This window comes from Phaeobacter sp. 11ANDIMAR09 (assembly GCF_001294455.1).
GTDB lineage: Bacteria > Pseudomonadota > Alphaproteobacteria > Rhodobacterales > Rhodobacteraceae > Pseudophaeobacter.
Window position 1 is genome coordinate 68,809 of record NZ_LIKT01000009.1, and the last position, 25,396, is coordinate 94,204.

General features: G+C 58.3%; 26 protein-coding genes. 18 read left to right on the forward strand and 8 right to left on the reverse strand.

Translation table 11 applies throughout. From position 1 onward, the window contains the following. From AN476_RS09830 to AN476_RS09890, 13 genes are all read left to right on the forward strand, one after another. Nucleotides 1–747, forward strand: coding sequence for an ABC transporter ATP-binding protein (locus AN476_RS09830; protein ID WP_054461455.1), 747 nt, complete (start codon nt 1–3; stop codon nt 745–747). Then, nucleotides 748–1,134: a hypothetical protein gene (locus AN476_RS09835; protein ID WP_054461234.1), complete on the forward strand. Its 387-nt coding sequence runs from the start codon at nt 748–750 to the stop codon at nt 1,132–1,134. Then, nucleotides 1,131–1,571 (forward strand): paraquat-inducible protein A, encoded by a 441-nt coding sequence (locus tag AN476_RS09840; protein WP_054461237.1) that lies wholly within the window; start codon nt 1,131–1,133, stop codon nt 1,569–1,571. Before AN476_RS09835 ends, AN476_RS09840 begins: the two co-directional genes overlap by 4 nt. Nucleotides 1,572–1,728: 157 nt before the next feature. Beyond that, on the forward strand, nt 1,729–3,096 hold the full coding sequence (gene radA / locus AN476_RS09845) for a DNA repair protein RadA (protein ID WP_054461240.1): 1,368 nt from the start codon (nt 1,729–1,731) through the stop codon (nt 3,094–3,096). A 39-nt stretch (nt 3,097–3,135) separates the two neighbouring features. Continuing rightward, nucleotides 3,136–3,690 (forward strand): CvpA family protein, encoded by a 555-nt coding sequence (locus AN476_RS09850; RefSeq protein WP_054461242.1) that lies wholly within the window; start codon nt 3,136–3,138, stop codon nt 3,688–3,690. A gap of 393 nt (nt 3,691–4,083) precedes the next feature. Then, nucleotides 4,084–4,773: a Hint domain-containing protein gene (locus AN476_RS09855; protein WP_054461244.1), complete on the forward strand. Its 690-nt coding sequence runs from the start codon at nt 4,084–4,086 to the stop codon at nt 4,771–4,773. Nucleotides 4,774–5,117: 344 nt separating this feature from the next. Further along, complete coding sequence (gene purF / locus AN476_RS09860; RefSeq protein WP_054461246.1) at nt 5,118–6,638, forward strand: amidophosphoribosyltransferase; 1,521 nt, start codon at nt 5,118–5,120, stop codon at nt 6,636–6,638. Between the two features lie 218 nt (nt 6,639–6,856). After that, nucleotides 6,857–7,399 (forward strand): DUF2199 domain-containing protein, encoded by a 543-nt coding sequence (locus tag AN476_RS09865; protein WP_054461248.1) that lies wholly within the window; start codon nt 6,857–6,859, stop codon nt 7,397–7,399. Between the two features lie 361 nt (nt 7,400–7,760). Further along, nucleotides 7,761–8,027 (forward strand): hypothetical protein, encoded by a 267-nt coding sequence (locus AN476_RS09870; RefSeq protein WP_054461250.1) that lies wholly within the window; start codon nt 7,761–7,763, stop codon nt 8,025–8,027. Nucleotides 8,028–8,184: 157 nt separating this feature from the next. Further along, nucleotides 8,185–8,829 (forward strand): SDR family oxidoreductase, encoded by a 645-nt coding sequence (locus tag AN476_RS09875; protein WP_054461458.1) that lies wholly within the window; start codon nt 8,185–8,187, stop codon nt 8,827–8,829. Nucleotides 8,830–9,088: 259 nt separating this feature from the next. Continuing rightward, nucleotides 9,089–9,871, forward strand: a complete 783-nt coding sequence (gene surE, locus AN476_RS09880) for a 5'/3'-nucleotidase SurE (RefSeq protein ID WP_054461252.1) — start codon at nt 9,089–9,091, stop codon at nt 9,869–9,871. Next, a complete protein-coding gene (locus AN476_RS09885) occupies nt 9,868–10,515 on the forward strand; it encodes a protein-L-isoaspartate(D-aspartate) O-methyltransferase (RefSeq protein ID WP_054461254.1) in 648 nt (215 codons plus the stop codon). The genes surE and AN476_RS09885 overlap by 4 nt, the downstream gene beginning before the upstream one ends. 135 nt (nt 10,516–10,650) lie before the next feature. Continuing rightward, nucleotides 10,651–11,877 (forward strand): peptidoglycan DD-metalloendopeptidase family protein, encoded by a 1,227-nt coding sequence (locus AN476_RS09890; protein ID WP_054461256.1) that lies wholly within the window; start codon nt 10,651–10,653, stop codon nt 11,875–11,877. Nucleotides 11,878–11,983: 106 nt separating this feature from the next. Here AN476_RS09890 and AN476_RS09895 read toward each other — a convergent pair whose 3' ends face one another. The 4 genes from AN476_RS09895 to AN476_RS09910 form a co-directional block, all read right to left on the reverse strand. Continuing rightward, nucleotides 11,984–12,829, reverse strand: coding sequence for an ATP-binding protein (locus AN476_RS09895; protein ID WP_054461259.1), 846 nt, complete (start codon nt 12,827–12,829; stop codon nt 11,984–11,986). 246 nt (nt 12,830–13,075) lie between these two features. Next, nucleotides 13,076–14,047 (reverse strand): twin-arginine translocase subunit TatC, encoded by a 972-nt coding sequence (locus AN476_RS09900; protein ID WP_054461262.1) that lies wholly within the window; start codon nt 14,045–14,047, stop codon nt 13,076–13,078. Next, a complete protein-coding gene (gene tatB, locus AN476_RS09905; protein WP_054461265.1) occupies nt 14,044–14,574 on the reverse strand; it encodes a Sec-independent protein translocase protein TatB in 531 nt (176 codons plus the stop codon). Before tatB ends, AN476_RS09900 begins: the two co-directional genes overlap by 4 nt. Before the next feature lie 6 nt (nt 14,575–14,580). Continuing rightward, the gene (locus AN476_RS09910) at nt 14,581–14,796 is read right to left on the reverse strand and encodes a twin-arginine translocase TatA/TatE family subunit (RefSeq protein WP_054461267.1); all 216 of its coding nucleotides are present in this window, start codon (nt 14,794–14,796) and stop codon (nt 14,581–14,583) included. Nucleotides 14,797–15,017: 221 nt separating this feature from the next. On the opposite strand from AN476_RS09910, the gene AN476_RS09915 reads away from it, so the two are divergent. Further along, nucleotides 15,018–15,329, forward strand: a complete 312-nt coding sequence (locus AN476_RS09915; RefSeq protein WP_054461270.1) for a hypothetical protein — start codon at nt 15,018–15,020, stop codon at nt 15,327–15,329. Nucleotides 15,330–15,401: 72 nt separating this feature from the next. Further along, on the forward strand, nt 15,402–16,088 hold the full coding sequence (locus AN476_RS09920; RefSeq protein ID WP_054461272.1) for a YafY family protein: 687 nt from the start codon (nt 15,402–15,404) through the stop codon (nt 16,086–16,088). A gap of 22 nt (nt 16,089–16,110) precedes the next feature. On the opposite strand, the gene AN476_RS09925 is transcribed toward AN476_RS09920, so the two are convergent. From AN476_RS09925 to AN476_RS09940, 4 genes are all read right to left on the reverse strand, one after another. Continuing rightward, complete coding sequence (locus AN476_RS09925) at nt 16,111–17,211, reverse strand: ABC transporter ATP-binding protein (protein ID WP_054461273.1); 1,101 nt, start codon at nt 17,209–17,211, stop codon at nt 16,111–16,113. Between the two features lie 76 nt (nt 17,212–17,287). Next, nucleotides 17,288–18,337, reverse strand: coding sequence for a methyltransferase domain-containing protein (locus tag AN476_RS09930; protein ID WP_054461276.1), 1,050 nt, complete (start codon nt 18,335–18,337; stop codon nt 17,288–17,290). Between the two features lie 141 nt (nt 18,338–18,478). Beyond that, the gene (locus AN476_RS09935) at nt 18,479–19,597 is read right to left on the reverse strand and encodes a hypothetical protein (RefSeq protein ID WP_054461279.1); all 1,119 of its coding nucleotides are present in this window, start codon (nt 19,595–19,597) and stop codon (nt 18,479–18,481) included. Between the two features lie 33 nt (nt 19,598–19,630). After that, on the reverse strand, nt 19,631–20,410 hold the full coding sequence (locus tag AN476_RS09940; protein WP_054461281.1) for an SDR family oxidoreductase: 780 nt from the start codon (nt 20,408–20,410) through the stop codon (nt 19,631–19,633). A gap of 301 nt (nt 20,411–20,711) precedes the next feature. On the opposite strand from AN476_RS09940, the gene AN476_RS09945 reads away from it, so the two are divergent. From AN476_RS09945 to AN476_RS09955, 3 genes are all read left to right on the forward strand, one after another. Then, the gene (locus AN476_RS09945; protein ID WP_054461283.1) at nt 20,712–21,716 is read left to right on the forward strand and encodes a Hint domain-containing protein; all 1,005 of its coding nucleotides are present in this window, start codon (nt 20,712–20,714) and stop codon (nt 21,714–21,716) included. A 218-nt stretch (nt 21,717–21,934) separates the two neighbouring features. Next, nucleotides 21,935–23,524: a bifunctional diguanylate cyclase/phosphodiesterase gene (locus AN476_RS09950; RefSeq protein ID WP_054461285.1), complete on the forward strand. Its 1,590-nt coding sequence runs from the start codon at nt 21,935–21,937 to the stop codon at nt 23,522–23,524. 142 nt (nt 23,525–23,666) lie between these two features. Continuing rightward, entirely contained in the window at nt 23,667–25,274 is a 1,608-nt protein-coding gene (locus tag AN476_RS09955) for a peptide chain release factor 3 (RefSeq protein ID WP_054461286.1), read from the forward strand. The last annotated feature ends 122 nt before the right edge of the window (nt 25,275–25,396 follow it).

The window sequence follows — 25,396 nt, forward strand, 5'->3', positions numbered from 1 at the left end:
ATGATCAAAATGGATCAGGTGCACAAGGCCTTTGGTGACAACCGCGTCTTGCGCGGCATGGATCTTACGATCCCCAAGGGCAGCTCGATGGTGATCATCGGTGGCTCCGGCACCGGCAAATCCGTCGCTCTCAAAAGCGTGTTGGGGCTGATCACCCCCGACAGTGGCGAGATCTATGTCGATGGCAAGCCCGCTGGGTCTGGCGACCGCGACGCCTTTCTGGCCCGCTTTGGCATGTTGTTTCAGGGCGGCGCGCTGTTTGACTCGCTGCCGGTCTGGCAGAATGTGGCCTTCCGCCTGATGCGCGGCGCGCTGAAACGCCCCGCCCAGGAAGCCCGCGAGATCGCAATTGAAAAGCTGCGCCGGGTTGGGCTGAAACCGGATGTGGCGGATCGCCTGCCAGCCGAGCTCTCGGGCGGTATGCAAAAACGCGTTGGCCTTGCTCGTGCGATTGCCGCCGAGCCTGAGATCATCTTCTTTGACGAGCCCACCACGGGTCTGGACCCGATCATGTCCGGCGTGATCAACGACCTGATCCGCGAGATCGTGGTGGAGATGGGTGCCACAGCGATGACCATTACCCATGATATGTCATCTGTGCGCGCCATCGCTGACAATGTTGCCATGCTGCACGACGGGGTGATCCAATGGACCGGCCCGGTGGCGGATATGGACCAATCAGGCGACCCCTACCTAGACCAATTCATCCACGGCCGCGCTGAAGGGCCGATCGAGGCCGTGCGCTAGATGCTAGAGTGGATTTCCACCCTTGCCTGGTGGACCCCTCTGTTTTTTCTGGTCCTACATGGCTTTGTAGCTGCAGATCTAGCATATGAAGAGAAAAGCCGAGACCTATTCTTTGCCGAGAGTTTTTGGATGCTGGTTTGCTTGGCACTGTTTTTCATCTTAGCCTTGGCCGCCTCCGTAGAAACTCACTGGGCCGCAATTTCTATGATTGGCTTACTTCTGGTAGCCGCCTACATTCGAATCGCTTCCGGACTTTGGCGTCTTCAGGCCTTGGGTTTTGCACGAAAACGTTCCTGCATTGCATTGGCGATTTGGCTTGTATCTATTCTCACCTACGGTCGATTATTGGTGCTAGGTCTTCTAAAATATGGGGTGCCATATTTATGACTCTTCGCATTCTGACGCTTTCGCTTCTCGTCCTCTATCCCATTGCTTGGTTTGCCCCTCTCATGCGCGCGGGCCTGCTGCCGATTTTTGGCCTCAGCGAGATTTCAGTGATCACTGGATTGCAAAGCCTTTGGGGAAGTGACGCCGCTCTGGCACTGATCGTCACCTTCTTTGCAATTTTTGCGCCCTACCTCAAGACTATCGGCCTAGCGCTGGTGCAATGGGATCTTCTGGACACCAAGGTGCAGCCTGTCCTGCATGTTCTGGGTAAGCTGGCCATGGCGGATATCTTCCTCATCGCACTCTACATAACGTTGGCAAAAGGCATTGGGTACGCCACAATCGAGGTCGCTTGGGGCGTTTACATGTTCACCGCCTGTATTGTCGGCTCCTTGATCCTCAGCCTGCTGACAGAACGATCCCTGCGCCATAAGTAATAAGGGGCTTTGCCCCCTCGCGCCTCCGGCGCTCACCCCCAGGATACTTTTAGCCAAATGAAAACCTCCTCCTCTTCATTTGGCCAAAAATATCCCGGAGCGCGAGGCAGAGCCTCGCACCTCTTGAACAAAATGAGAACATGGGGCAGAAGATCTTATGGCAAAATCAAACTCTTTCTCTTGCTCCGCCTGTGGCGCGAGCTTTTCCAAATGGTCTGGTCGCTGCGAAGGTTGCGGCGAGTGGAACACTATTGTTGAGGACAAGGGCCTTTCCTCAGCTGGTCCTTCAAAAAAGTCACTGGGTATTCGGCGTGGAAAGACAATCCCGTTGTCCGATCTTTCAACAGAAGAAACACCGCCACCACGCGCTACCTGTGGTGTGGCGGAACTGGACCGGGTGTTGGGTGGCGGCCTGGTAGCCGCCTCTGCCATTCTGGTGGGAGGTGATCCGGGCATTGGTAAATCAACGCTATTGTTGCAGGCAGCTGCGCGCTTTGCTCAGGCCGGGGTGAAGACCATCTACGTCAGCGGCGAAGAGGCCTCGGCCCAGGTTCGGATGCGGGCGCAGCGGTTAGGATTGGCGAAGGCTCCGGTCAAACTGGCCGCCGAAACCAATCTGCGGGATATTCTGACCACGCTGGAGGCGGAAAAGCCGCAGCTGGCCATTATCGATTCGATCCAGACCATGTGGGCTGATCATGTCGACAGCGCCCCGGGTTCTGTCAGCCAGGTGCGGGCTGCGGCCCATGAACTGACAACATTTGCCAAGGCGCAGGGCATTTCCATCATCATGGTCGGCCATGTCACCAAGGAGGGGCAGATCGCCGGTCCCCGCGTCGTGGAGCATATGGTCGATACCGTGCTCTATTTTGAAGGCGAGCGGGGGCATCAATTCCGCATCCTGCGGGCGGTAAAGAACCGTTTTGGCCCAGCAGACGAGATTGGGGTATTTGAGATGACAGGCTGCGGCCTAGCTGAAGTCACCAATCCTTCGGCCCTTTTCCTGTCAGATCGCGGCGAACCTTCGCCCGGATCTGTCGTCTTTGCCGGCATCGAGGGCACCCGTCCGGTGCTGGTCGAAATGCAGGCCCTGGTTGCCCCTTCGCCGCATTCGCAGCCGCGGCGCGCCGTGGTGGGCTGGGACAGTTCCCGCCTGGCGATGATTCTGGCGGTGCTTGAGGCCCGTTGCGGCATTCCTTTCGCGGGATTGGATGTTTACCTCAACGTGGCTGGCGGCATGAAAATCACCGAGCCCGCCGCAGACCTCGCGGTGGCCGCAGCCCTGCTGAGCGCCCGTGAAGATGTCGCCCTGCCGGCAGATACGGCAGTTTTTGGAGAAATATCGCTTTCTGGGGCCCTGCGACCCGCCCCGCAGACAGAAAACCGGTTGAAAGAGGCGCAAAAACTTGGTTTCACCTCTGCAATAGCTCCAAGTGGTGGCAAATCTGTTTCGATCAAGGGTCTTGGCCTACGCCAAACCTCAGATCTGGCAGGATTTGTTGGCGAATTCTTTGGAGCCGGCTAGAGTTGCCAAAATTTTGTTGCAGGCTAACGGGCGAGGGTCATGGAAGGTTTCACTATTATTGACGGGGTCGTGGCCCTGGTCATCGTATTATCGGCGCTGCTGGCCTATTCGCGTGGCTTTGTCCGCGAAGCCATGGCCATTGCTGGCTGGATCGCGGCCGGCATTCTGGCCTTTATGTTTGCGCCCCAGGTCGAACCATTGATGGCCGAGATCCCGGTTATTGGAGAATTTATCTCTGACAGTTGTGAATTGTCGATCATTGCAGCCTTTGCCGCTGTCTTTGCAGTCGCGCTGATTGTGGTCTCTTTCTTCACACCGCTGTTCTCATCCCTGGTGCAGCGTTCTGCGCTTGGCGGTCTGGACCAGGGAGCCGGGTTCTTCTTTGGTGTGCTGCGGGGCATCCTGCTCGTGGCGATCGCCTTCTTCCTCTATAATGTGGTGATGACCGGCCAGAGCTTTACAATGGTTGACGAGAGCCGCTCGGCAGTGGTGTTTGAGCGCATGATCGGCAAGATCGAAGACCGTAACCCCGAGCAGGCCCTGGGTTGGGTGACACAGCAGTATGAGGCCCTGATCGGTACCTGCGGCAGCTAATCCGCGCTCTGTTTACCAAGGTAAACCAATTGCAGAATTCAAAGGGCGCCTTATTGGCGCCCTTTTTCTATGGTGCGACAAAGACTTCACAGCTTTATCCACAGGGCAGCTCACGAAGCGTTAACAGCATAGGTTAACCTTTAACCTTTTGTTAACCATCGAGAATCATTTTTTCCGATCGCATTTTGAAACTTCGAATTTGCTGGAGATTCTTAAAGAATCCTCAAGCCACCGTTCCAAAAGGTTAACAAAACCGGGAAAAATCCACTTTTGTCGCCAAAAAAGAGCCCAAGATCGGAATTGGCCGCACCCCTGCCCCATTTCCGTCCCAATTCGGGGGCCAGATAGGATCAACAAGACGAACAGGCACTCTCGCTCAGAAGGATCGACACCATGCTCCTGGATCATTTCAACACTTTCGCCGATTTTCAGCCGGTAGGACTTTTGTTGGATTTTCCAATGGTGCGTCCTGAACCGGAAGTTCAGGCCCCCCAGCGCAGCAAGACCGGAGGCTTCCTGCCCCAGACCCTGGTCGAGACGGACCGTGGCTTTGTGCAGGCCCGTGACGTAAAGCCCGGCGATATGGTCTACACCTTTGATGGTGGTTGCCAGACGGTCGAAACCGTGCGCCATGCCGTGCCCCGCATGACCACCATGATGCATGTCCCTGCTGGTGCCCTGGGCAATGACTGCGACCTGGAACTGCCTGCAGATCAAATGGTTGCCTTGGAAATTGATGCGGTAGAACGCCTGTTTGGCCTGCCGCTGGTTCTGGTCAAATTGATCTCGCTGGCGGGTCACAAGGGCATCAACGCGCTGAGCCCGGAGCGCCTGGGCCGTATCCACATTGAATGTGCCGAAGAAGAGCTGATTTGGGCCGAGAGCGGCATGCTGATCCAGGCTGGGGCCGGTGGCCCTGATGGCGCCTTCAAAGAGCTGTCCCTGGCGGAAACCCGTCAGATCCTGGCCAGTGATGAGGGCCGCGCCCTGGCACTGACCGGCATCGACAAAGAAGAAGCCGAGCTGCCCGACCTGCTGAAAGACCTGCTGGCTGCGCCCAAAGAGACACCAAAAGCTGCCTAACCCCTCATCATGGCTCACATAGGGCCAACAATTTTCCTCCCCGACTCGGGCGGCCTTTTATAGGGTCGCCCTTTTTCTTTGTCGGACGAAGCCTAAAACAGCGACGTGGGGTCAGAATTGCGCCGCGCCGCAGTAGTGAAATGCAAGTTTGAGATGTATCAAAACCGCAAAACTCAAGCTGATCCATACCCACCTGGTTTGATCAACAAAAAATGACGCAGGAAAAACCCTGCTTTCTTCTGTATTCTGCGCGCCATCCAAGCTAGGAAGCGCCAGCAGTAGTCAGACAGCGCTCTGGCCGACAGCAACCGACAGCAACGCTACAGTGAAATTGGAGCCATTCAATGTGCGGGATTTTGGGGATCGCGAGCCGACAGGACGAGGTTTTTGCGGAACTTTATGACGGGTTGCTTATGCTGCAACATCGTGGACAGGACGCTTCCGGGATTGTGACCTATACGGGCGAGTTCTTTCGGGAACGCAAAGCCAATGGTCTGGTCAAGGATGTCTTCAACGCCTCCGACGCAGAGACCCTGCGCGGCAAGGTGGGTATTGGCCATGTCAGATACCCCACAGCCGGATCGTTGAGCGCTTCGGAGGCGCAGCCGTTCTTTGTCAATGCTCCCTATGGTATCTATCTGGTACATAACGGAAATATCACAAACACGGCAGAACAGCGGGACAAGGTCACGGCAAAATACAGCCGCCATCTGCGCACCACCTCTGATTCTGAAATTCTGCTCAATGTGCTGGCGGATAAGATTTCCGACAGCATCAAGGTCAACGGTACGGTCGATCCGATCCGCAACCTGTTTGCCGGGGTCAAAATGACCATGGAACGTATCCAGGGCGCCTATTCCGTGATCTGCATGGTCGCCGGTGTTGGCATGCTGGCCTTCCGGGATCCCAATGGCATTCGCCCGCTCTCCGTTGCCCGCCGTGACGCCGATGGAGCGGGCGATGACTACGCCTTTGCCTCAGAAGATGTAGCCTTTGGCATCAACGGCTTTGAAAAGCTGCGCGATGTGAACCCGGGAGAAGCGATTCTCATCGACCTAGAGGGCAATATGCACAGCTTTCAGGCGGTCGAGGGCAAGCTCACCCCCTGTATCTTTGAATATGTCTATCTGGCGCGCCCCGATTCGATGCTGGACGGGATCTCGGTCTACAAAACACAGTTGCGCATGGGCCAGACGCTGGCCAAACAGATCAAGGAAACCGATCTGGAGATCGACTGCATCATCCCAGTGCCCGATTCTGCGCGCCCCGTTGCCCTGGAAGTGGCCAACTCTATGGGCATTCGCTATCGCGAAGGCCTGGTAAAGAATCGCTATATCGGCCGCACCTTTATCATGCCCGGACAGGCCGAGCGGCAGAAATCAGTGCGGCGCAAACTGAACGCAATTCCGCTGGAGATGAAGGGGCTGAACATCCTGCTCATTGATGATTCCATCGTGCGCGGCAATACCATCCAGAAAATCGTTCAGATGTGCCGTGATGCCGGTGCCAAAAAGGTCTATATCGCCAGCGCCTCGCCGCCGGTGAAATACCCAAATGTCTATGGCATCGACATGCCCACCAAGCATGAGCTGATCGCTGATGGTCGCTCTACCGAAGAAATCCGCCAGGAGTTGGGCGCAGATGCGCTGATTTATCAGCGACTTGAAGATCTGGTCTGGGCTGCCCATGAAGGCAACAAAGAGATCGACACCTTTGATTGCTCCTGCTTCAACGGCGAATATGTCACCGGCAGCGTCACGGATGACTATCTGGAATCGCTCGAAAGCTCGGGCCGGGTCAGCAAAAAGATCCAAGACATGCCCGCGCCAGGAGAATCCTGGAACAGCATGAAGATGGCGACCTAAGGTCTGGCCGCCTGGCCGCCCTTCTGAGATCTCGCAGCTCAGGCCGATCAGGCGCGTGATACGCAGGGTTTGAACTTGCCGGACAAGCAGGCTAAGAGAGCCGCAACGTCATAGGGAGAGGCGCTGATCGCTGGGATCGGCGCCTTTCCTTTGTTTTGCTCCCCGGCTCGGTTCGGGCCATAAGAAAGATCCACCTCTTGGACGCTCATCTCGCCCGCATGCTGACCTCCTCGCGCCAGTGCCGCTGTTGCGGTGCTACCTTTGCGCAACTGCTCAGCCTCAGCTGTGACCGCCCGGATCTCTGCCCTGATGATCTGGTGGTACAGGACAATTCCGCGATCCTGGCGCAGACTGGGGATGTGCTGACGGATGATTTCTGCCGGCTGGGGGATCTGCGCTTTGTGCGCGCGGTTCTCGCTATTCCATTGGCCGATAGCGGTGGGCAGGAATTCATTCTGGGCACTTGGGCTAACCTCGGGGTCGAAGACTTTGACACCTATCTCGACCTTCTGGACATGCAAGAGACCGAAAGCATGGGCAGCCGTCCCGCCTGGCTGGCCAATGCCATGCCATCGGACAATGGCGCACCCGTGGCCTGTATGCTGCATATGCGCCCCGAGGGGCAATATCCGGAACTCCAGGTGTCTGAACCCAACCATTCATTGGCAACTCTGCAGCACACTGGGGCGCAGCTCGAAGACCTGTTCGAACTGCTGCACAGCTATGGCCATGATCTGGCCTCGCTGGTCTATGATTCCTGAGCCCACTTCAGGAGAGTGTTCCGGGACACAGTTCAGGCCACGGACGGAGGATGTCAGAGGGGCCAGCGCCCTGCGTGACACTTGGACTTGCACGCTTACCCTGGGGTGATCTCGGCAAAAGCCCGCCAGTTACTCTGTCAAAGCGCAAAGCTCCGCCGACGTCGCCCTTTCCCCGGGGGCAGGCCTCCCTTTAGACCTCGCGCGCCCTGGACTTCCGCCATATCAGCCCCCATCTGCCGTCTTGGCCCAAGAACAGGCTGTATCACTGGCGGCAACGCGGCCGCCTTCCTTTGCGATTTCTAAACATCGCTCTCGCTCCCTTCTCCTGCCCTGTCCGGGCGGTGATCCTAAAAAGCTGAAAATGACCGAAACAAGATCCGAAACCACCGTCCGCGTCGCCCAGCAAGCCACGCAGGCCAATGTCCTGCCCCCTCGGGGACTCAACCTTCTGGGTCTGTTTGGCGCAGAGAATAACCTGCAGGCCATGGTCCGCCTGCCTAGTGGTCGGGTGAAAACCGTCAAGACCGGCAGCCGGCTGGCCCAAGGCCGGGTGCTGGGCATCGACCGGGCCGGCCTTGTGCTGGAAAAATCCGGCCGCAGCCAAAGGTTCGAAATGCCCAAGGGTTAAGCGCTGCACGGCCTGGCGCCCCACGCGTGCACCCTCAGCTTTGCCTATCTGCCTTTGATCACCACTTTGATGACTTTGCCACTTTTGTCGCTCACATATGATGGTCGCGCCCAGATGGAGGCTTGACCCTCTGCGCCAAGCGGATCACAACCAGATCATGACACAGAAACTTGCTCTTATCACCGGCGCGTCACGTGGCTTGGGCGCGGCTCTGGCCGAAGCTCTGGCTCCCACGCATCACATCGTCGCTGTTGCGCGTACCACCGGTGCGCTCGAAGAACTGGATGATCGCATCAAGGCGCTTGGCGGCTCTGCCACCCTGGCGCCCATGGACATTACCCAGACGGCCGCCATGGCCACCCTGTGCCGTGGCATCCATGATCGCTGGGGACAGCTGGATCTTTGGCTGCACAGCGCCATCCATGCCGCACCGCTCAGCCCAGCGCCTTCCGTTGGCGAAAAGGACTGGAGCAAATCCATCGCGGTCAATGCCACCGCCCCCTCTATCCTCATTCCCTATATCGCGCCACTGCTGGGCCTTTCTGGCCGAGCGGTGTTTTTTGACGACCCACGCGCGGGCGAGAAGTTCTTTGGCACCTATGGCGCCAGCAAGGCCGCGCAAATGGCGCTGGCCCGCAGCTGGCAGGCAGAAACCGCCAATACCGGCCCGGTCGTTAAGATCCTGGAACCCCGGCCCATGCCCACGGCCCTGCGCGCCCGTTTCTTCCCTGGTGAAGACCGCGCGCCCCTGGCAGATATCCACGATGAGGCCGCGCGCCTCTTGCCCGAAATCACCGGCTAGCCGATCCGCAAAATCACGAGGGGAGCTCAATGGGGCTCCCTTTTTCCTTTTGCTCTCACTTTGCCCTTTGACCTCTCCCTCTGCATCGCCCTGAAACCCGGCGCTGATGCCGCGGACATGGCACTTTCCCCGGCCCCAAAGCACAAATCTGTGGCACTGCTACCAGATCCCCCAGAGCTTCGTTTCTGGTAATCGGTCGAAACACTTGCCCCCATTTGGACCAATGCCTATTCAGTTCTAAACAACTGCGGGGGATTTCATGCGCATTCTCATTACCAATGACGACGGCATCAGTGCCCCCGGCCTTGTGGTGCTGGAACAGATCGCCCAGGAGCTTGCCGGGCCAACAGGCGAAGTCTGGACCGTGGCCCCCGCCTTTGAACAATCCGGCGTAGGTCATTGCATCAGCTACACGCGCCCTTCCATGCTCAGCCAGCTGGGCCCCCGGCGCTATGCTGCCGAAGGCTCGCCCGCAGACTGCGTGTTGGCAGGCATTCACGTGGCGATGAAGGACCACCGCCCCGACCTGGTGCTCTCCGGCGTCAACAGAGGCAACAACTCCGCGGAAAACGCGCTCTACTCGGGCACCCTGGGCGGCGCGATGGAAGCCGCCTTGCAGGGCATCCCTGCCATGGCCCTGTCGCAATACTTTGGTCCCCATAACAAGGACCTGGAGGATCCCTTTGAGGCCTCCGCCCGGCATGGCGCAGCCGTATTGCGCAAGATCCTCGCGGCGGATCCACAGGACCAGCAAGACTACCGGCTGTTTTACAATATCAACTTCCCTCCCGTACCCGCACAGGCCGTCAAAGGCACGCGGGTGGTGCGTCAGGGGTTTCGACGCGGCAGCCACTTTTCCGCAGAAGAGCAGCTCTCTCCCACAGGCCGACGCTATCTGTGGATCCGAGGCGGCGACCAACATGTCCAGACCGCGCCAGACTGTGATGCCAGCGTAAACCTGAACGGCTATGTCTCGGTCACCCCCATGCGCGCGGATCTGACCGCCCATGACCTGCTTGATGGGTTCAAAGAAATCGAATGAGCAGCCCCGACCCGGAAACAAAGATGCAGTTTTTGTTTGCCCTGCGCTCGCGCGGGGTGACTGACAGTCGCGTGCTGGAAGCCATGGAACAGATCGACCGTGGGCCTTTTGTGCGCGGCATCTTTGCCGAGCGCGCCTATGACGATACGCCGCTGCCCATCGCCTGTGGCCAGACCATCTCGCAGCCCTCGGTGGTTGGATTGATGACCCAGGCGCTGCAAATCTCGCCGCGGGATACGGTGCTAGAGGTCGGCACGGGCTCTGGCTATCAAGCCGCAATTCTGGCCAAGCTCGCGCGCCGGGTCTACACGATCGATCGCCATGCTCGTTTGGTGCGCGAAGCCCGACAGATCTTTGATGCGCTGCAACTGCCAAATGTGACCTCTCTGGTGGGTGATGGCAGTTTTGGCCTGCCCGATCAGGCCCCCTTTGACCGTATCATCGTCACTGCCGCTGCCGAAGACCCCCCCGGTCCACTATTGGCACAGCTGAAACCTGGCGGCATCATGGTGGTGCCCGTGGGGCAGTCCGACGCGGTGCAGACTCTGATCCGGGTCCGCAAAAGCGACGATGGTCTCGATTATGACGAGCTGCGCCCAGTCCGGTTTGTTCCGCTACTGGAAGGTTTGGGAAAAGAAGCCTAAATACAGGCAAAGCCGCGCCGATTGCACCTTAGGCTGCAAAAAATCATTGACCTGCACCGATACAGCGGCACAAGAGGCCTTAAGACCGGCACAGACCCGGCCGCTCGATAAAGCACGACAAGGAACGAGGACAGCATGACAACAGGCAGCACCACCAGCAGATCCAGGCCTCGCCTGGCATCCGGCCGCACAGCGCTCACCACGCTGCCTCTGCTCGTCTTCCTGGCTGCTTGTGAGGGCCCACTGGACTATGATCTTCGCGGCCAGCTTGGTGGCTTCAACACCTCAGCTGCGGCGCAAAGCGCCACCACCAACCGCCCGGCGCCAGACGCGCGTGGCCTGATCACCTATCCCTCCTATCAGGTGGCAGTGGCAGAGCGCGGCGATACGGTGACGGATGTTGCCGCCCGCATTGGCCTGCCGGTGGGCGAGCTTGCCCGCTTCAACGGCATGCAACCAGCGGATCCCCTGCGCAAGGGGGAGGTCCTCGCCCTTCCCCGTCGCGCCCCTGACAGCCTGCCTGCCACTGAGGGCACGGCCACGCCCGGAGGGGTCGATATCGCCTCCCTGGCTGGCAATGCCATTGATGCGGCACCGGCGACCTCCCCCAATCCAGGCTCCGTCACCACCACCGATCTGCAACCAACCGCACAGGACACCCCAGTCAGAGTTCAGGCCGGCCCTGAACCCCTACGCCACAAGGTCAAGCGCGGCGAAACCGCCTATACCATTTCCCGCCTCTACCAGGTTCCTGTCAAGTCACTGGCAGAATGGAACGGATTGGGCAGCGATTTTGCCATCCGGGAAGGGCAGCACCTGCTGATCCCCCTCAAAGACCAGCAGCGCGCGCGCACCCCGGCTGCCGTGGCCACCACCGCCCCTGGTGAGGGCACGGTGACCCCTACTCCCCCCAGCGCCACCAAGCCGCTGCCTGAGGAAAACCTGCAGCCCGCCAATGTGGCCTCGGAAAACCTGCCAAGTGTTGAAGTGCCCGCCCCCAGTCGTGCAAGCCAGGCCGCCATGGCCTATCCGGTTCAGGGCAAGATCGTAAAAACCTATGCTAAGGGCCGCAATGACGGCATCGACATTGCCGCCGCCCCTGGCGCGCCGGTGAAGGCAGCCGAAGCCGGCACTGTGGCCGCCATCACCAAGGATTCACAGAACATCCCGATCATCGTCATTCGCCATGATCCGCAATTGCTGACCATCTATGCCAATGTCGACAAGATCACTGTGAGCAAGGGCGATCGGGTAAAGCGCGGTCAGGTTATCGCCAACCTGCACGAGACCGAGGGCGCCACCCTGCATTTTGAAGTGCGCGACGGCTATGACAGCCTCGATCCGCTGCCCTATCTGAACTGATCTGCCGCGCGGATATCCCCGCCCTAGACAGGCACACAGTTTCCCAAGCCGGGGGGCACCCCTTTGCCCCCTTCTGCTTAATTTACGTCTCGGCCACTAGGCCACCCTAGCCTGCCAAAGAGACACCATGACGCCCTGCCAGGTCAGTGAAATACTGCCAAGCAACCCGTCCTGAACGCGCGCCGCGCGTGGCCTGCCATTCGATCGCTTCGGCGCGCAGGGTATCTGCATCAACCTCCACCCCATAGGCTTGGCAATATCCTGAAATCATTGATAGATATTCATCCTGATCGCAGGGATGAAAGCCCAGCCACAACCCAAAGCGGTCCGACAGGGAGACCTTTTCTTCCACCGCTTCCGACGGGTTGATGGCGCTTGATCTCTCATTCTCGATCATGTCGCGTGGCATCAGGTGGCGCCGGTTCGAGGTCGCATAGAACACCACATTGTCCGGCCGCCCTTCGATCCCACCATCCAGCACCGCCTTCAGGCTTTTGTAGTGCTGATCATCATGGCTGAATGACAGATCATCGCAAAACAGAATGAACCGGTAGGGCGCTTCCCGCAGATGGTTCAACAAACGCGCCACCGACGGCAGATCTTCGCGCTGCAACTCCACCAGTTTCAAATCCGTATGATCCGGCAATAAGGCACCGTGGATCGCCTTGACCAGACTGGATTTCCCCATGCCCCGCGCGCCCCACAAGAGTGCATTATTCGCCGCCTCACCGCGGGCAAAGCGCCGGGTGTTTTCCAGCAAGGTATCGCGCGAGCGTTCAATGCCGACCAGCAGATCCAGATCAACCCGGTTGACCTGCGCCACCGGTGCCAGATGATCCGGAGCGACATGCCAGACAAAAGCCGAAGCCGCAGCAAAATCCGGCGCGGCCAAGGGTGCCGGCGCAATGCGCTCCAGAGCCTGTGCAATGCGTGTCAGCGTCGTTTCATCCATTTCTGATCTCCCTCTATCCTTGCTGGTGTGAAAGCATTTTCCCTGCGCCACGACAAGTGGCTCTGCCCCCTCCGCCAAGTGAAGCCAAAGACTGTCCCCAAAGCGCCAGAAACCTGCAAATATCACCTTTCCCAAAATATTCCGGGGGTGAGCGCCCATAGGCGCGAGGGGGCAGAGCCCCCCAAGAGGACAAGGAAAAAGGCGCGCCTGAGATGGCGCGCCTTTCAATGTCAAAGCAGATGCGGATTACTTGCTGTCCTTGTCGTCTTCGGCGTCAAATTCAGCCATCAACGGATCGTCAGGATGCATCTGCATTTCATCCTCGTCGTCATAATAGCCCTCCGCCCGCAGCTTGGCTTCGCGTTTGACCTCAACCCGGCGCACCAGGAAAATCGAGATCTCATATAGGCCATAGACCACCACAAACAAAATCATCTGGGTGATCACATCCGGAGGTGTCACCAGGGCGGCCAGCACCAGGATGGCAACAACCGCATATTTACGCATCGCCCCCAATCCATCAGAGCTCACCAGCCCGGCCTTGCCCATCAAGGTCAGCAGCACTGGCAGTTGAAAACACAGACCAAAGGCCATGATGAATTTCAGCGTGATATCCAGGCTTTCATTCACCTTCCCAAAAAAGGTGATTTTCACCCCATCCGTGCTGGCAGGCACCACGGCGGTTTCAACGCTGACGCCCTCTGGAGCGGATCCAGCCACCCCCTCTGCGGCCTGCGATATCAGGTTCGCAAAGATGGAACTGACATCTGCAAAGCCCAGAAAGAACTGCATCGCCAAGGGCGTCACCACCAGCTGGGCAAAGGTTGCGCCAAGCAGGAACATGAACGGAGAAGCAATCAGAAAGGGAAAAAAGGCGCCTTTTTCCGTCTTGTAAAGACCCGGAGCCACAAAGCGCCAGAGTTGGTAGCCAATCACCGGAAAGGACAGCGCAAAGCCAAACACCATGGAAATCCGAAACAGCGTGAACAGATATTCCTGCGGCGAAGTATATTGCAGCGTCGGCGAGGGATCCCCCAGCGCCCGCAGGGTTTCCTCGATCGGCTGGACCAGGAATTGCAGGATCGGTTCGGCCACAACAAAGGCCAGAATGACCCCCACAGCAAAGGCCATCACTGAACGGATCAACCGGGTCCGCAGTTCGGCCAGGTGTTCAATCAGCGGGGCGGTTGACTCTTCAACCTCTTCGCTTTGGCTCATGTCTTGGCCTCACTTCCCTCAGATGGTGCCACGGCTGGCTCGGCGCTGCTTGGCTGTTCCGGAGCCACATCAGCGGCGGCTTCCGCTGCCTCGGCATGAGCCAGAGCTTCCTGTGCCTCGCGGGCCTTGCGTTCTGCAGCGGCCCGCGCCGTTGCGGCCTGGATTTTCTTCGCCTCCAAAGCGCGGTCCACCGCCATTTTCCCGGTCTCACTGCCAGGTTTAAAGGCAGTCGGGTCGATGGATTTGGTCGGATCAATGGATTTTGCCATCTCCTGCGCCGCCTCTTTCACCCCATCCATGGCCGTTCCAACCGGATTCGTCGCCGCTTTCAGCCCCTTGGCCACGTCCCGCACGCCGCTTTCGTCAGCGGCCTCGTTCATCGCCGAGCTGAATTCCCGCGCCATCCCCTTGGCCTTGCCCACAAACCTACCGACGTTGCGAAACATCACCGGCAGATCCTTGGGTCCGACGACAATCAGCGCCACAACGCCAATCACCATTAGTTCGGTCAACCCAAGATCAAACATCGGCGCTTACGCCTTGTCTTTGTCGGCTTCGGGGGTCACGTCCTTCGCCACCTCAGAGGCCTCCTGCTCCAGCTCTGCGGAGCCTTCATTGACGCCCTTTTTAAACGAGGTGATGCCTTTACCAACTTCGCCCATGAGCGAGCTGATCTTGCCGCGACCAAAGAGCACCAGAACCACAACAGCGATGAGCAGCAGGCCGGGAAGGCCGATATTGTTGAGCATGTGAATTTCTCCTTCACTTTGCCAATGCGCAATGCATCAGCTCACTATTTCTCTGACCACTGGTTTTACGCAGCTCAGATATCAGAGCAAAGAGCCCGCAGGGCTTTTGCCCCCTGCACGCGCGGCAAAAACAGGTTTTTTCGACAGCATCTGCAGGCAACTGACAGGTTTGTGTCAGTTGAGCCTTGTTACAGAACCTCATCAACCAAAAGGAGCTTGATATGACGCAACAGGTCGCAGAAACCGTAACTTTCACCCTGAACCCCGGCGTTTCAACCGAGGAGTTCGTCCAGCTGAGCAAGGCGAGCGAAGCCTTTGTACGCGCCAACCCTGGATTCATCTTTCGCCGCCTCAGCTGTGGCAGTGATGGATCCTGGACCGATACAGTCATCTGGAAAGACATGGAAACCGCATTGGAAGTGGCTGAGACCTTTGCCCAGCAGGAGTTCGCGCCGGCGCTAATGGCCGTCATGGCCCCTGACAGCGTCTCCATCCGCCATGAGACCATTCACTGGACCATGGCGCCCAGCTGATCCGCACCCAAATGACAGCTGTGGGGGCCGCCGTCTTGACGCGGCCCCCACCTCTGCGCCAAGGGTATTCCCATGCGCCGAACCGACCGCCTTTTTGAAATCATTCAGATCCTGCGGGATGGAAAACTCCATCTCGCCCGGGACATAGCCGCGCGGCTCGAGGTCTCCACCCGCACCATCTACCGCGACATGGATACGCTGGTGGCCTCAGGCGTGCCGGTCGAGGGCGAGCGCGGGGTTGGTTATCTGGTACGCGAACAAATCACCCTGCCGCCGCTCACCCTCACCCCCGAAGAGCTGGAGGCGCTGAACCTGGGCATGGCCATTGTCGCTGAGGCAGCTGATGCGGACCTGAAATCCGCCGCCCAATCATTGGCGGCCAAGGTTGATGCCGTCCTGCCCACCGAGATCATCGCCGAGGCTGATGCCTGGAAGTTTGCCGTCTACCCCTTTGCCGATGTAGCCCGTGGTTTTGCCCATATGCCGACCCTGCGCGCCGCGATCAAATCCCGGCAAAAGCTGGCCCTGCGCTACCGTCGCCTTGATGGCACCCTGACGGATCGCACCATTCGCCCCCTGCATATGGAGTATTGGGGGCGCGTCTGGACCCTTACAGCCTGGTGCGAAACGCGCGGTGATTTCCGCGTCTTTCGCGTTGACCTAATCGAAGAAGTGCGCGCCCTACCGGAATTGTTCCTGGATGAACCTGGCAAGACCCTTGCAGATTACGACCCACATCGGGACAAGAGCCAGAGCTAAGAGGCGGCAAAAGGGGCCGGGATCAGGCCGGGAAGACAAAGCAGCGATTGCGCGGCACGGTCAGCCACATCACCCGCCCCACTTCGGGCAGGAAGACCCGTGGCACTGTCACCTTGAGGACCGATGCGTCGTAATCCATCTGGAATTCCACCAGGCTCTCGTGCCCCAGATAGCGCGCCCGTTTTACCACCGCGCGGGCGGGCACACCATCCGTCGCCGTTGGCAGCGGCCCCTTGCCAGCGCGATCAAAATCGATCCGCACATGCTGCGGGCGAAAGACGATATCCACATCAGTGCGATCGGGGATGCCAGGTGCCAAAAACTGGCCAAAGGGGGTTTCCGCCAAAGCGCCGTTAACCTGCGATTTCAAAACGTTGATATCACTAAAAAACGCCACCGATGCCTTGTCATTGGGGCGGGTGTAGACGTTGTAAGGCGCGCCCTGCTGGACAATCTTGCCACCGCGCATCAGCGCGATTTCATCCGCCATCCGCATGGCTTCTTCCGGCTCATGGGTCACCAAAAGAACGGCGGCATCTTCTTCCTTGAGCAGGGTCAGAGTCTCGTCGCGAATGCCATCGCGCAGCCGGTTGTCAAGGCCCGAGAAGGGTTCATCCATCAGCATGATGCGCGGGCGCGGCGCCAGGGCCCGCGCCAGGGCCACCCGCTGTTGCTCGCCGCCTGACAATTGGTGGGGGAATTCGTCAATAAAACGCGTCAGCGAAACCTTCTGCAGCAGCTCTTCCACCCGGGCGCGTTTTTCTTCCTTGCTGCCCTTGAGGCCAAAGGCAACATTGTCGGCAACACTCAGATGCGGGAACAGGGCAAAGTCCTGAAACATCAGCCCGATCTCGCGCCGCTCCGGCGGCACCCGAAACACTGTGTCGCAGATCAGCTTGCCATCGACATAGATCTCGCCGCTGTCCTGCATTTCGACGCCGGCAATCATCCGCAGGGTGGTGGATTTGCCGCAGCCCGAAGGCCCCAGCAGGCAGGTCACCTGCCCCGCCTGGATCTGCAAAGACACATCATCCACCACCGCGCGACCGTCGAAATAACGGTGGATATTGCGGATTTCGAGCCGCGGCACCGGCGCGCTGATCTGGGGGGTCTCTGTGCTCATTTGGCCTCGCAGTATTTCCGACCAAAAAAATCGGTTTCAGCCGGAAATAACAACCCCCTTGCCGCCGCGCAAGTCCTCAGCAGCAGCCCCCTGGCGCGCCATCTTCCTGCAGACCATTAAAGGGGGAGTTGCCGCCGCATCCGGCAAAGATGCCATAGTGGGTAGAGAAATCGCCGATAAAGTCAAAATGCGGCGCCAGGCGGGTGTCCTGCAGCATCATCCAGGTATTGCCACAGACCGGAAAGACCTTACCAGCCTCGATCACGTGGTGATCATCCAGCACCAGGGCATGGGGCGCATGGGGGATTGTGCCCTTGTAGATCACCGCCTGACCGTAGTCTTCGCAGTCACTTTCCAGAGCAGGTAGCTTGAACAGACGATAGGTGGCCGACAGGAATTTGAGCGGCGCTACGCGAGCCTCCAGCTTGGGGTTTTCAATGGTGAGCGGGCGCGCGGTCACCATGCGCGGATCCTTAAACCCGGCGCCCTTGGCCAGGGTCAGGAAATCATTCCAATACAAAGCCCCCGACAGGCATTCACCATAGAGCACCTCGTCCTTGGCCATGGCTTCGGGCACCCGGCGGTCGCCATAGACATCCGAGAAATACATCTCGCCGCCCTCTTTCAGCAAATCATATGCGCCTCGCAGCACGGCTGCCTTGTCAGTGGCCAGATTGATGACGCAGTTGGAGACGATGATATCAAAGGAACCAGGCTCCAGATCCAATTCGTCCAGCTTTTCGATGAAACCGTGATGAAATTCGACGTTTGAGGTTTCATGGCCAAAGGCCTGCGCATGGAACTCCTGATGGCGACGGGCCACCTCCAGCTGCGCAGGTGTCATATCGACGCCCACGACCCGCCCCTTTGGCCCGACCATCTGGGACAGCGCGTAGACATCACGCCCCGCACCACAGCCCAGATCCAGAATACGCGCCCCCTCCAGCGCCTCCGGAGCTATCAAGCCGCAGCCGTAGTAGCGCATCAGCACCTCGTCGTGGATCTGCGACAGCACCGCCTTGACGTGATCGGGGATATCATCGGGCGTACAGCAGGCATTGGTCTGCAGGTCGTCGCTGCCCTGAAGCACTTCTCCATAGTAGTTTTGGACGGATTCATGGGACATGGCTGCGCTTCTCCTAAGTGGTAGCTTGATGAAATCGGCTCTGGCCGCAACGCAGAACCCGAGAACCGGGCTACCCTGCCCGGTCTGTATGGACAAGCCTACATGGCTTACGCTGACAAAGCTGTGACAAGACGGCGCGTATTAGGGCGTCAAATCAAAACTGCCCGACGCCGCGACGCGCCCATTCACCAAAACCTCAACCAGATGGCTGCCGGGATGCAGCTTAAAGGTGGTCGCATCGCCCTTGAGCCGGTGCCGTTTTGCCAGCGTCATAGTTCCGCCTTTCAGCCGGGTCTGTTTGAGTTTGAACACTTTCTTTGAGGTTCCCCCCGTAGCCCGCGGGAAAGTCAGCCTGTAGTCAACAATGACAGGAAGCTCGCCTGGCGCCGAGAGCGCCACCTCAAAGGCGAGCCATTGGTCAATTTCTACATTCTTTGTAAGTAGAGTGAGGCTGACAGCGACTTCTGCATCCGGATCATAGCCCAGAAGACGCAGGGCGCCTGGATGGCCCGACTTCACCAGACCACGGCAGGCATGGCTGGTCATCCACGCAAGCTCCCTGGGCTGCTGCCGCCCCTGTGCACGCCAGGCTTCCAACAGGTGCAAAACCAGATCAGGGTCTTTCTTGGTGATGTCATTCAGATGATTGGCCACCGACCGTGTCACATAGCGGGTCGGGTCGCCATGCAGCTGCTCTAGCAGAGGCAGCGGGGTGCTGAGCTCTAACGACACGCCTTCTCCCCAAGGCAGGCGCGGACGGGTGCCTTCACTCACGAGGCGGCGCACATGATAACTGGAATGAACCGCCCAGTCCTGCATACGCGCCAGGGTGAGATCGGGATGCGCGTTCAGAAAGGGACGGATGGCCCATTCCATTGAGAATCGCTGCGTCACTTCGGCCAGCAGATCCAGAGCCAGTTCCGGGTCGCTCTCCAATCCCCTCGTCACAATGAGCTCACCTATCGGAGCAAAGATAAAATCACCAAAATCATCGTCCGTCTTGCTGGGGTCCAGCGGTGCAGGCAGGGCCTTTAGGATCAGCGGAGCCACCTCTGGCAGCGGCCCGGGCAGGTGCTGCCCCAGCACCTCGGCGATCCAGGCGATGCGTGCCTTTAGCTCCAGTGGCAGCAACCCCGCCATGACCTCGGCTTCAAAGCGCTGCGCCTCAAAGGCAGGCACGGCCCGGTCAAAAAGACCCGCCAGATAGCGGGTCTTTTCAAGATTGAACAATTGGTCTTTGAGAGAGAAACCAGAAGCCATAAAAACTCCAAAAATGTTCGCTTGAGATAAAAATTATAGGGTTGCGTTGGTAGATCCGCCATCCAAAAGGATGTTTTGTCCAACAATAAAACCAGCATGCTGCGAGCAAAGGAAGGCACAGGTGGCGCCAAACTCGGCCCTTGTACCATAGCGCCCAGCCGGAATAGTGGCCGCGCGCTGTGCTTTGGCCTCTTCCATGCTGATACCCTGCTGCGCGCTGACCCCACTATCCAGGGAAACTGCCCGATCCGTGGCATGAATGCCCGGTAACAGGTTGTTAATACTGACTCCATGGCCAGCAACCTGACGAGAAGTCCCAGCCACATAGCCGGTCAGACCGGCCCGTGCGGAATTGGACAGTCCCAGCACTGCAATTGGCGCCTTGACCGACTGCGAGGTGATATTGACAACCCGGCCCCAGCCGCGATCCATCATGCCGGGCAGCAACGCTTTCATCAGCGCAATGGGGGCCAACATATTGGCGTCCAGGGCCTTGATGAAATCTTCGCGGTCCCAATCCGACCACAACCCCGGAGGCGGACCACCGGCGTTATTGACCAGGATGTCGATATCCCCGGCAGTCGCCAACAGCTTTTCCTGCCCCTCACTTGTGGTCACATCAGCCACCACAGTTTCGACTTCAACGCCATGGGCCTCGCGGATGGATTGTGCCGCTTGCAACAGAGCCTCTTCCCCGCGCGCGTTCATCACCAAGTTCACACCTGCCTCTGCCAGCGCTTCGGCACAGCCCAGTCCCAGCCCCTTGCTGCTGGCACAGACCAATGCTCGTTTTCCTGCGATCCCTAGATCCATTCTCTTCACTCCCTGGGTCAATCCTGTGATTTGCGCTCAGACTGCACCGGGATTAGAGCGATGGCCAGCCCGAAACGGCGCACCCGCGGGGGCTACGCCTTAATGAGCCAACAGGTTATTAAATTAAGATAATGCCTTGTGAGACACAGTTAACAAAAAAGGCAACTTGTCAGGAATTCTGCCCGCAAATGTCGGTATCGTGCCATAATTCACTGGTACGCCCTTTCTACAGGTCAACATCATTCAAAATGTGTGCCGACCCTCTAAACCAACGAACCAGCCATCGGGGGCTCCAGTGTCCATGAACGACCGTGCCATTCAATCGATCCCTGCCTATCCCGCCGAGCAGTTTCAGGTGGAGATCGGGGCCAATATGGGAGATGGCTTGAGCGTGCTGGACGAGCTGGTCCTGGACGATATCTACCAGCTCGCCCCAACTGCCACGGCCAAGCGGCTCGGCCTTATCAGCGGCACCGATGGCCAATTCTATGTGGCACAGGATACCGAGCTGGGCACGGTTGGAGCGCAGCTGCATCTGGACAGTGCTGTGACGCTGATGCCGCAATCTGGCGATAATGTCGAAGCCCTGGTGATGGTTGAAGTCGATCCCGAAGGCCTGATTGCGGCCATCTACCTGGTGCCGATGATGCCCATGGAGGTCGCACAGCCCTATACCTTGGTGCGCGCCGAACAGGACAGCGCACGACGCAAGCTGGCCCAGTTGGCCTGTGTTTCCTTTACCCGCGGCACTCGCATCACCATGGCCACAGGCGCTCAGAAACCGATTGAGGATCTGAAACCCGGTGACCGCATCCTGACCCGGGATGAAGGGGTGCAAGAGCTGCGCTGGATCGGCCAGAGCACCGCTCGTGCGGTGGGCCGCATGGCCCCGGTCCTGATCCGTGCCGGTGTGTTGAACAATGCCGCTGACCTGCTGGTCAGCCCAGATCATCGGCTTTTGGTCTATCAACGCCGTGACGAATTTGGCACCGGCTGCCCCGAGCTTTTGGTCCGGGCCCGCGATCTGGTGAATGGGGACAGCGTTCAGGTCTTGGACGGCGGCTTTGTAGACTACTTCCAGCTATTGTTTGACCGCCATCACATCGTCTATGCCGAGGGCATTGCCGCTGAGAGCCTCTTTCTGGATCCGGTGACCCAGTCGGCCTTGCCGCATGAGATCCTGGACCGCATGTCACCAAACCTGGGCGAGCAGCACCGCCGCGATGCGCATGGGGTTGACCTGAATAAAGCATTGCTTGACCGTCCTGATGCCGTAAGTCTGCTCAAACGCGCTTCTTTGCGCTAATTTGTCGACTTCCACCTTGAGCTGAATTTCGCTCCACCATTGCACCCGACCCTGTCCGCAGCGCCCGCGCAGCAACGGGGGGCAGAGCTGGGTTCAGCAGAGCGAAACCGAACCTACTTTCAATATTCCTTAATTGGTTCTGTGCTTTAACAAAGTCTGTTCAAGCTAGACGCAGGTCTGTCGATCTGTTTTCCGCGGGTCGATTAGGGGGAATTGTTTTGCCACATTCAGTTAAATCAAAACAGCTGCCTATTCTCTGGCTGCTTGCTGGCGCGCTGTTTGGTTTGCTCTTCCCCATCGGAGCCTTTCTGTTCGACACCTATGTCCTGGCAACGGCATCGAGTTCGTACCCAGAGCTGGTGAAATCCAACCCCTTGCACTTCATTATCCTGCTGGCCCCAGCGGTTCTTGGCGCGACCTTCTGGTTCATCGGCCTATTTCAAAACCGCCTCCACTCCACCATTGCAGACCTTAGGAACTCGGAACGGGAGCAATGGCGGCTGGCCCATCATGATGCGCTGACCGGCCTTGGCAATCGGCTCAAGATGCTTTCGGATATTCGAGCTGCCCGTGCACAGGGGGTAGGTCAACCCATCATTTTGATGGACCTAAATAAATTCAAAGCCCTGAATGATTCCTATGGCCACGAATTTGGCGACTCTGTCCTTTGCTATTTCAGCCATACCCTCCGCAACACCATGCCCACAGGCACCGAGCTCTACCGGTTGGGCGGAGATGAATTTTTGGCCTTTTTCCCGGGACGCTTTTCTTTGGAAGACGCCAAAGTCGCAGCTGACGATCTGATCCGCGAACTCGAAGAACCCGTTTCTATCCAAAACAAGGCTGTCCAAATCGAAATCAGTCTGGGCCTTTCGGTTGTGGAGGCCAAAGACCATCAATCAAGCGAGGCCATCATGCGCGCGGATATGGCCCTCTATAAGGCCAAATCCGACCCACGAAAAGTCTACCGGGTCTATGATGAAGAGATGATGCGGGAGACCAACGAGTCGTTGCGGCTGCGCAAGAGCATTGAACAAGGTTTGTTCCGCAGAGAATTCCACATTGAGCTGCAACCGGTGCATTTTTCCCAATCACGACGCCTCAAGGGCTGCGAAGCCCTGATCCGCTGGGATCACCCGGATCTGGGGCCAATTCCGCCATCAAGTTTCATCCCCGTTGCCGAAGAAACAGGGCAAATCATCGGGCTGGACAGTTTTGTTCTGCGCGAGGCCTGCGCGGCAGCGATGGACTGGCCTGACTATATGTCTGTGTCCGTCAATATCTCGGTGCTGCATTTTCTGCGAAAGGATTTTTTCGAAGAGGTTTTGGATGTGCTGATGGTCACCCAACTGCCACCGCAGCGGCTGATCATCGAAATCACCGAAACGACCTTGATCAAGGATTCAACCACCATCAACGAAACGATCGAAAGACTGCGCAAAAAGGGCGTTCAGATTTCGCTGGATGATTTTGGCGAGGGCTTCACCAGCGTAAAGCACCTGCTAAGCTTGGGGCTGGATGAGCTAAAGATCGACATGTCGCTGGGTCGGCATGTCGCAGAAAGCCCGCAGAACCGGGATATCGTTTCCGGGATTATCCGGATCTGTAAGGCCAAGGGGCTGAGCACCGTGATCGAAGGTATCGAGACCAACAGCGGCCTGGTTGCGGCCGAAAAACTGGGGGTCGACTGTGTCCAGGGCTATCTGTTTTCCAAACCCATGAAACCCGATCAGATTCTTGAATATTGCTGGACCCATGACCAGGACGCGACAGAAGACAAAAGCGCCCAGCATCCTGGGGGCTTTTGATTTTGCCTCCGCAATCTCGCGAGAAGTAACCGCAGCCCGTCCGGGACCCTCGCCCTTTTGTTCCAAAGCCAGATCCCGAGATACCGCCCCGTCCCCTCTGTTTTCCTTGCCTCGCCTGTGGTTTCTGGCTAGAGGCAGAGCCATGTTGGATACCGCTGTAAACCGCCCTGACCTGCCGCCCGAAATCGCGCGGCGCCGCACCTTTGCGATCATCTCGCACCCGGATGCGGGCAAGACCACGCTGACTGAAAAGTTCCTGCTCTATGGCGGTGCGATTCAGATGGCTGGCCAGGTGCGCGCCAAGGGCGAAGCGCGACGGACGCGTTCGGATTTCATGCAGATGGAAAAGGACCGCGGCATTTCGGTTTCCGCCTCGGCCATGTCCTTTGACTTTGAAGGCTATCGTTTCAATCTGGTGGATACGCCCGGTCACTCGGATTTTTCCGAAGATACCTATCGCACCCTCACGGCCGTGGATGCCGCCGTCATGGTGATTGACGGGGCCAAGGGTGTTGAGAGTCAAACCCAAAAGCTGTTTGAGGTCTGCCGCTTGCGCGATCTGCCGATCCTCACCTTCTGTAACAAAATGGACCGCGAAAGCCGCGACACCTTTGAGATCATTGACGAGATCCAGGAGAACCTGGCGATCGACGTGACACCAGCGGCCTGGCCTATCGGCGTGGGGCGCGATTTTATCGGCTGCTACGACATGCTGCGCGACCGACTGGAGCTGATGGACCGCGCCGACCGGAACAAGGTGGCCGAAAGCATCGCCATCGAAGGTCTGGACGATCCCAAACTTGCAGAACATGTGCCCGCGCATCTGCTGGACAAGCTGCTTGAAGAGGTCGAGATGGCCCGCGAGCTCCTGCCCGCGCTGGACCCGCAGGCCGTCCTCGAAGGTCACATGACCCCGATTTGGTTTGGCTCAGCAATCAATTCCTTTGGTGTCAAAGAACTGATGGACGGCATCGGCGCCTATGGCCCCGAACCGCAGGTGCAAAAGGCACAGCCGCGCGAGATTGCTCCAGAAGAAAAGAAAGTCGCCGGATTTGTTTTCAAGGTGCAGGCCAATATGGACCCCAAGCACCGCGACCGGGTGGCCTTTGTGCGCATGGCAAGCGGCCACTTCAAACGTGGCATGAAATTGACCCATGTGCGCACCAAAAAGCCAATGGCGATTTCCAACCCGGTGCTGTTCCTAGCCTCGGATCGTGAATTGGCCGAAGAAGCCTGGGCCGGCGATATCATCGGCATTCCAAACCATGGCCAGCTGCGTATCGGAGACACCCTGACTGAAGGCGAAGCCCTGCGGGTCTCGGGCATTCCCTCCTTTGCGCCGGAACTGCTGCAGGGCGTGCGCGCAGGCGACCCAATGAAGGCCAAGCACCTGGAAAAAGCGCTGATGCAGTTTGCCGAGGAAGGCGCTGCCAAGGTCTTTAAACCCTCAATTGGCTCCGGCTTTATCGTGGGCGTTGTCGGGGCGCTGCAGTTCGAGGTGCTCGCCAGCCGGATCGAGCTGGAATATGGCCTGCCTGTGCGGTTTGACAGCTCGCAGTTCACCTCAGCCCGCTGGGTCAGTGGCGACAAAAGGGCGGTGGAGAAGTTTGTAGAGAGCAACAAACAACATATCTCCTATGACCATGACGGCGATATTGTTTATCTCACGCGGTTGCAGTGGGACATTGATCGGGTGGAACGGGACTACCCGGATGTCAAACTGACTGCGACCAAAGAGATGATGGTATAGCGCCAGCCCTTGGCCTGATGACAAACGAGGGGCGTGCCGACACAGGGCGCGCCCCTTTTCCATTTGGAACCTTCGAATTGCCCGGCCGCTCTGGACTAATTTGCTGATCCCATTGCATTGTT

What these genes read in the sequence shown, in the direction of transcription:
- AN476_RS09830 (WP_054461455.1), top strand. Translation starts at nt 1, where the DNA reads ATGATCAAAATGGATCAGGTGCACAAGGCCTTTGGTGACAACCGCGTC.
- AN476_RS09835 (WP_054461234.1), top strand. Translation starts at nt 748, where the DNA reads ATGCTAGAGTGGATTTCCACCCTTGCCTGGTGGACCCCTCTGTTTTTT.
- AN476_RS09840 (WP_054461237.1), top strand. Translation starts at nt 1,131, where the DNA reads ATGACTCTTCGCATTCTGACGCTTTCGCTTCTCGTCCTCTATCCCATT.
- radA (WP_054461240.1), top strand. Translation starts at nt 1,729, where the DNA reads ATGGCAAAATCAAACTCTTTCTCTTGCTCCGCCTGTGGCGCGAGCTTT.
- AN476_RS09850 (WP_054461242.1), top strand. Translation starts at nt 3,136, where the DNA reads ATGGAAGGTTTCACTATTATTGACGGGGTCGTGGCCCTGGTCATCGTA.
- AN476_RS09855 (WP_054461244.1), top strand. Translation starts at nt 4,084, where the DNA reads ATGCTCCTGGATCATTTCAACACTTTCGCCGATTTTCAGCCGGTAGGA.
- purF (WP_054461246.1), top strand. Translation starts at nt 5,118, where the DNA reads ATGTGCGGGATTTTGGGGATCGCGAGCCGACAGGACGAGGTTTTTGCG.
- AN476_RS09865 (WP_054461248.1), top strand. Translation starts at nt 6,857, where the DNA reads ATGCTGACCTCCTCGCGCCAGTGCCGCTGTTGCGGTGCTACCTTTGCG.
- AN476_RS09870 (WP_054461250.1), top strand. Translation starts at nt 7,761, where the DNA reads ATGACCGAAACAAGATCCGAAACCACCGTCCGCGTCGCCCAGCAAGCC.
- AN476_RS09875 (WP_054461458.1), top strand. Translation starts at nt 8,185, where the DNA reads ATGACACAGAAACTTGCTCTTATCACCGGCGCGTCACGTGGCTTGGGC.
- surE (WP_054461252.1), top strand. Translation starts at nt 9,089, where the DNA reads ATGCGCATTCTCATTACCAATGACGACGGCATCAGTGCCCCCGGCCTT.
- AN476_RS09885 (WP_054461254.1), top strand. Translation starts at nt 9,868, where the DNA reads ATGAGCAGCCCCGACCCGGAAACAAAGATGCAGTTTTTGTTTGCCCTG.
- AN476_RS09890 (WP_054461256.1), top strand. Translation starts at nt 10,651, where the DNA reads ATGACAACAGGCAGCACCACCAGCAGATCCAGGCCTCGCCTGGCATCC.
- AN476_RS09895 (WP_054461259.1), bottom strand. Translation starts at nt 12,829, where the DNA reads ATGGATGAAACGACGCTGACACGCATTGCACAGGCTCTGGAGCGCATT.
- AN476_RS09900 (WP_054461262.1), bottom strand. Translation starts at nt 14,047, where the DNA reads ATGAGCCAAAGCGAAGAGGTTGAAGAGTCAACCGCCCCGCTGATTGAA.
- tatB (WP_054461265.1), bottom strand. Translation starts at nt 14,574, where the DNA reads ATGTTTGATCTTGGGTTGACCGAACTAATGGTGATTGGCGTTGTGGCG.
- AN476_RS09910 (WP_054461267.1), bottom strand. Translation starts at nt 14,796, where the DNA reads ATGCTCAACAATATCGGCCTTCCCGGCCTGCTGCTCATCGCTGTTGTG.
- AN476_RS09915 (WP_054461270.1), top strand. Translation starts at nt 15,018, where the DNA reads ATGACGCAACAGGTCGCAGAAACCGTAACTTTCACCCTGAACCCCGGC.
- AN476_RS09920 (WP_054461272.1), top strand. Translation starts at nt 15,402, where the DNA reads ATGCGCCGAACCGACCGCCTTTTTGAAATCATTCAGATCCTGCGGGAT.
- AN476_RS09925 (WP_054461273.1), bottom strand. Translation starts at nt 17,211, where the DNA reads ATGAGCACAGAGACCCCCCAGATCAGCGCGCCGGTGCCGCGGCTCGAA.
- AN476_RS09930 (WP_054461276.1), bottom strand. Translation starts at nt 18,337, where the DNA reads ATGTCCCATGAATCCGTCCAAAACTACTATGGAGAAGTGCTTCAGGGC.
- AN476_RS09935 (WP_054461279.1), bottom strand. Translation starts at nt 19,597, where the DNA reads ATGGCTTCTGGTTTCTCTCTCAAAGACCAATTGTTCAATCTTGAAAAG.
- AN476_RS09940 (WP_054461281.1), bottom strand. Translation starts at nt 20,410, where the DNA reads ATGGATCTAGGGATCGCAGGAAAACGAGCATTGGTCTGTGCCAGCAGC.
- AN476_RS09945 (WP_054461283.1), top strand. Translation starts at nt 20,712, where the DNA reads ATGAACGACCGTGCCATTCAATCGATCCCTGCCTATCCCGCCGAGCAG.
- AN476_RS09955 (WP_054461286.1), top strand. Translation starts at nt 23,667, where the DNA reads ATGTTGGATACCGCTGTAAACCGCCCTGACCTGCCGCCCGAAATCGCG.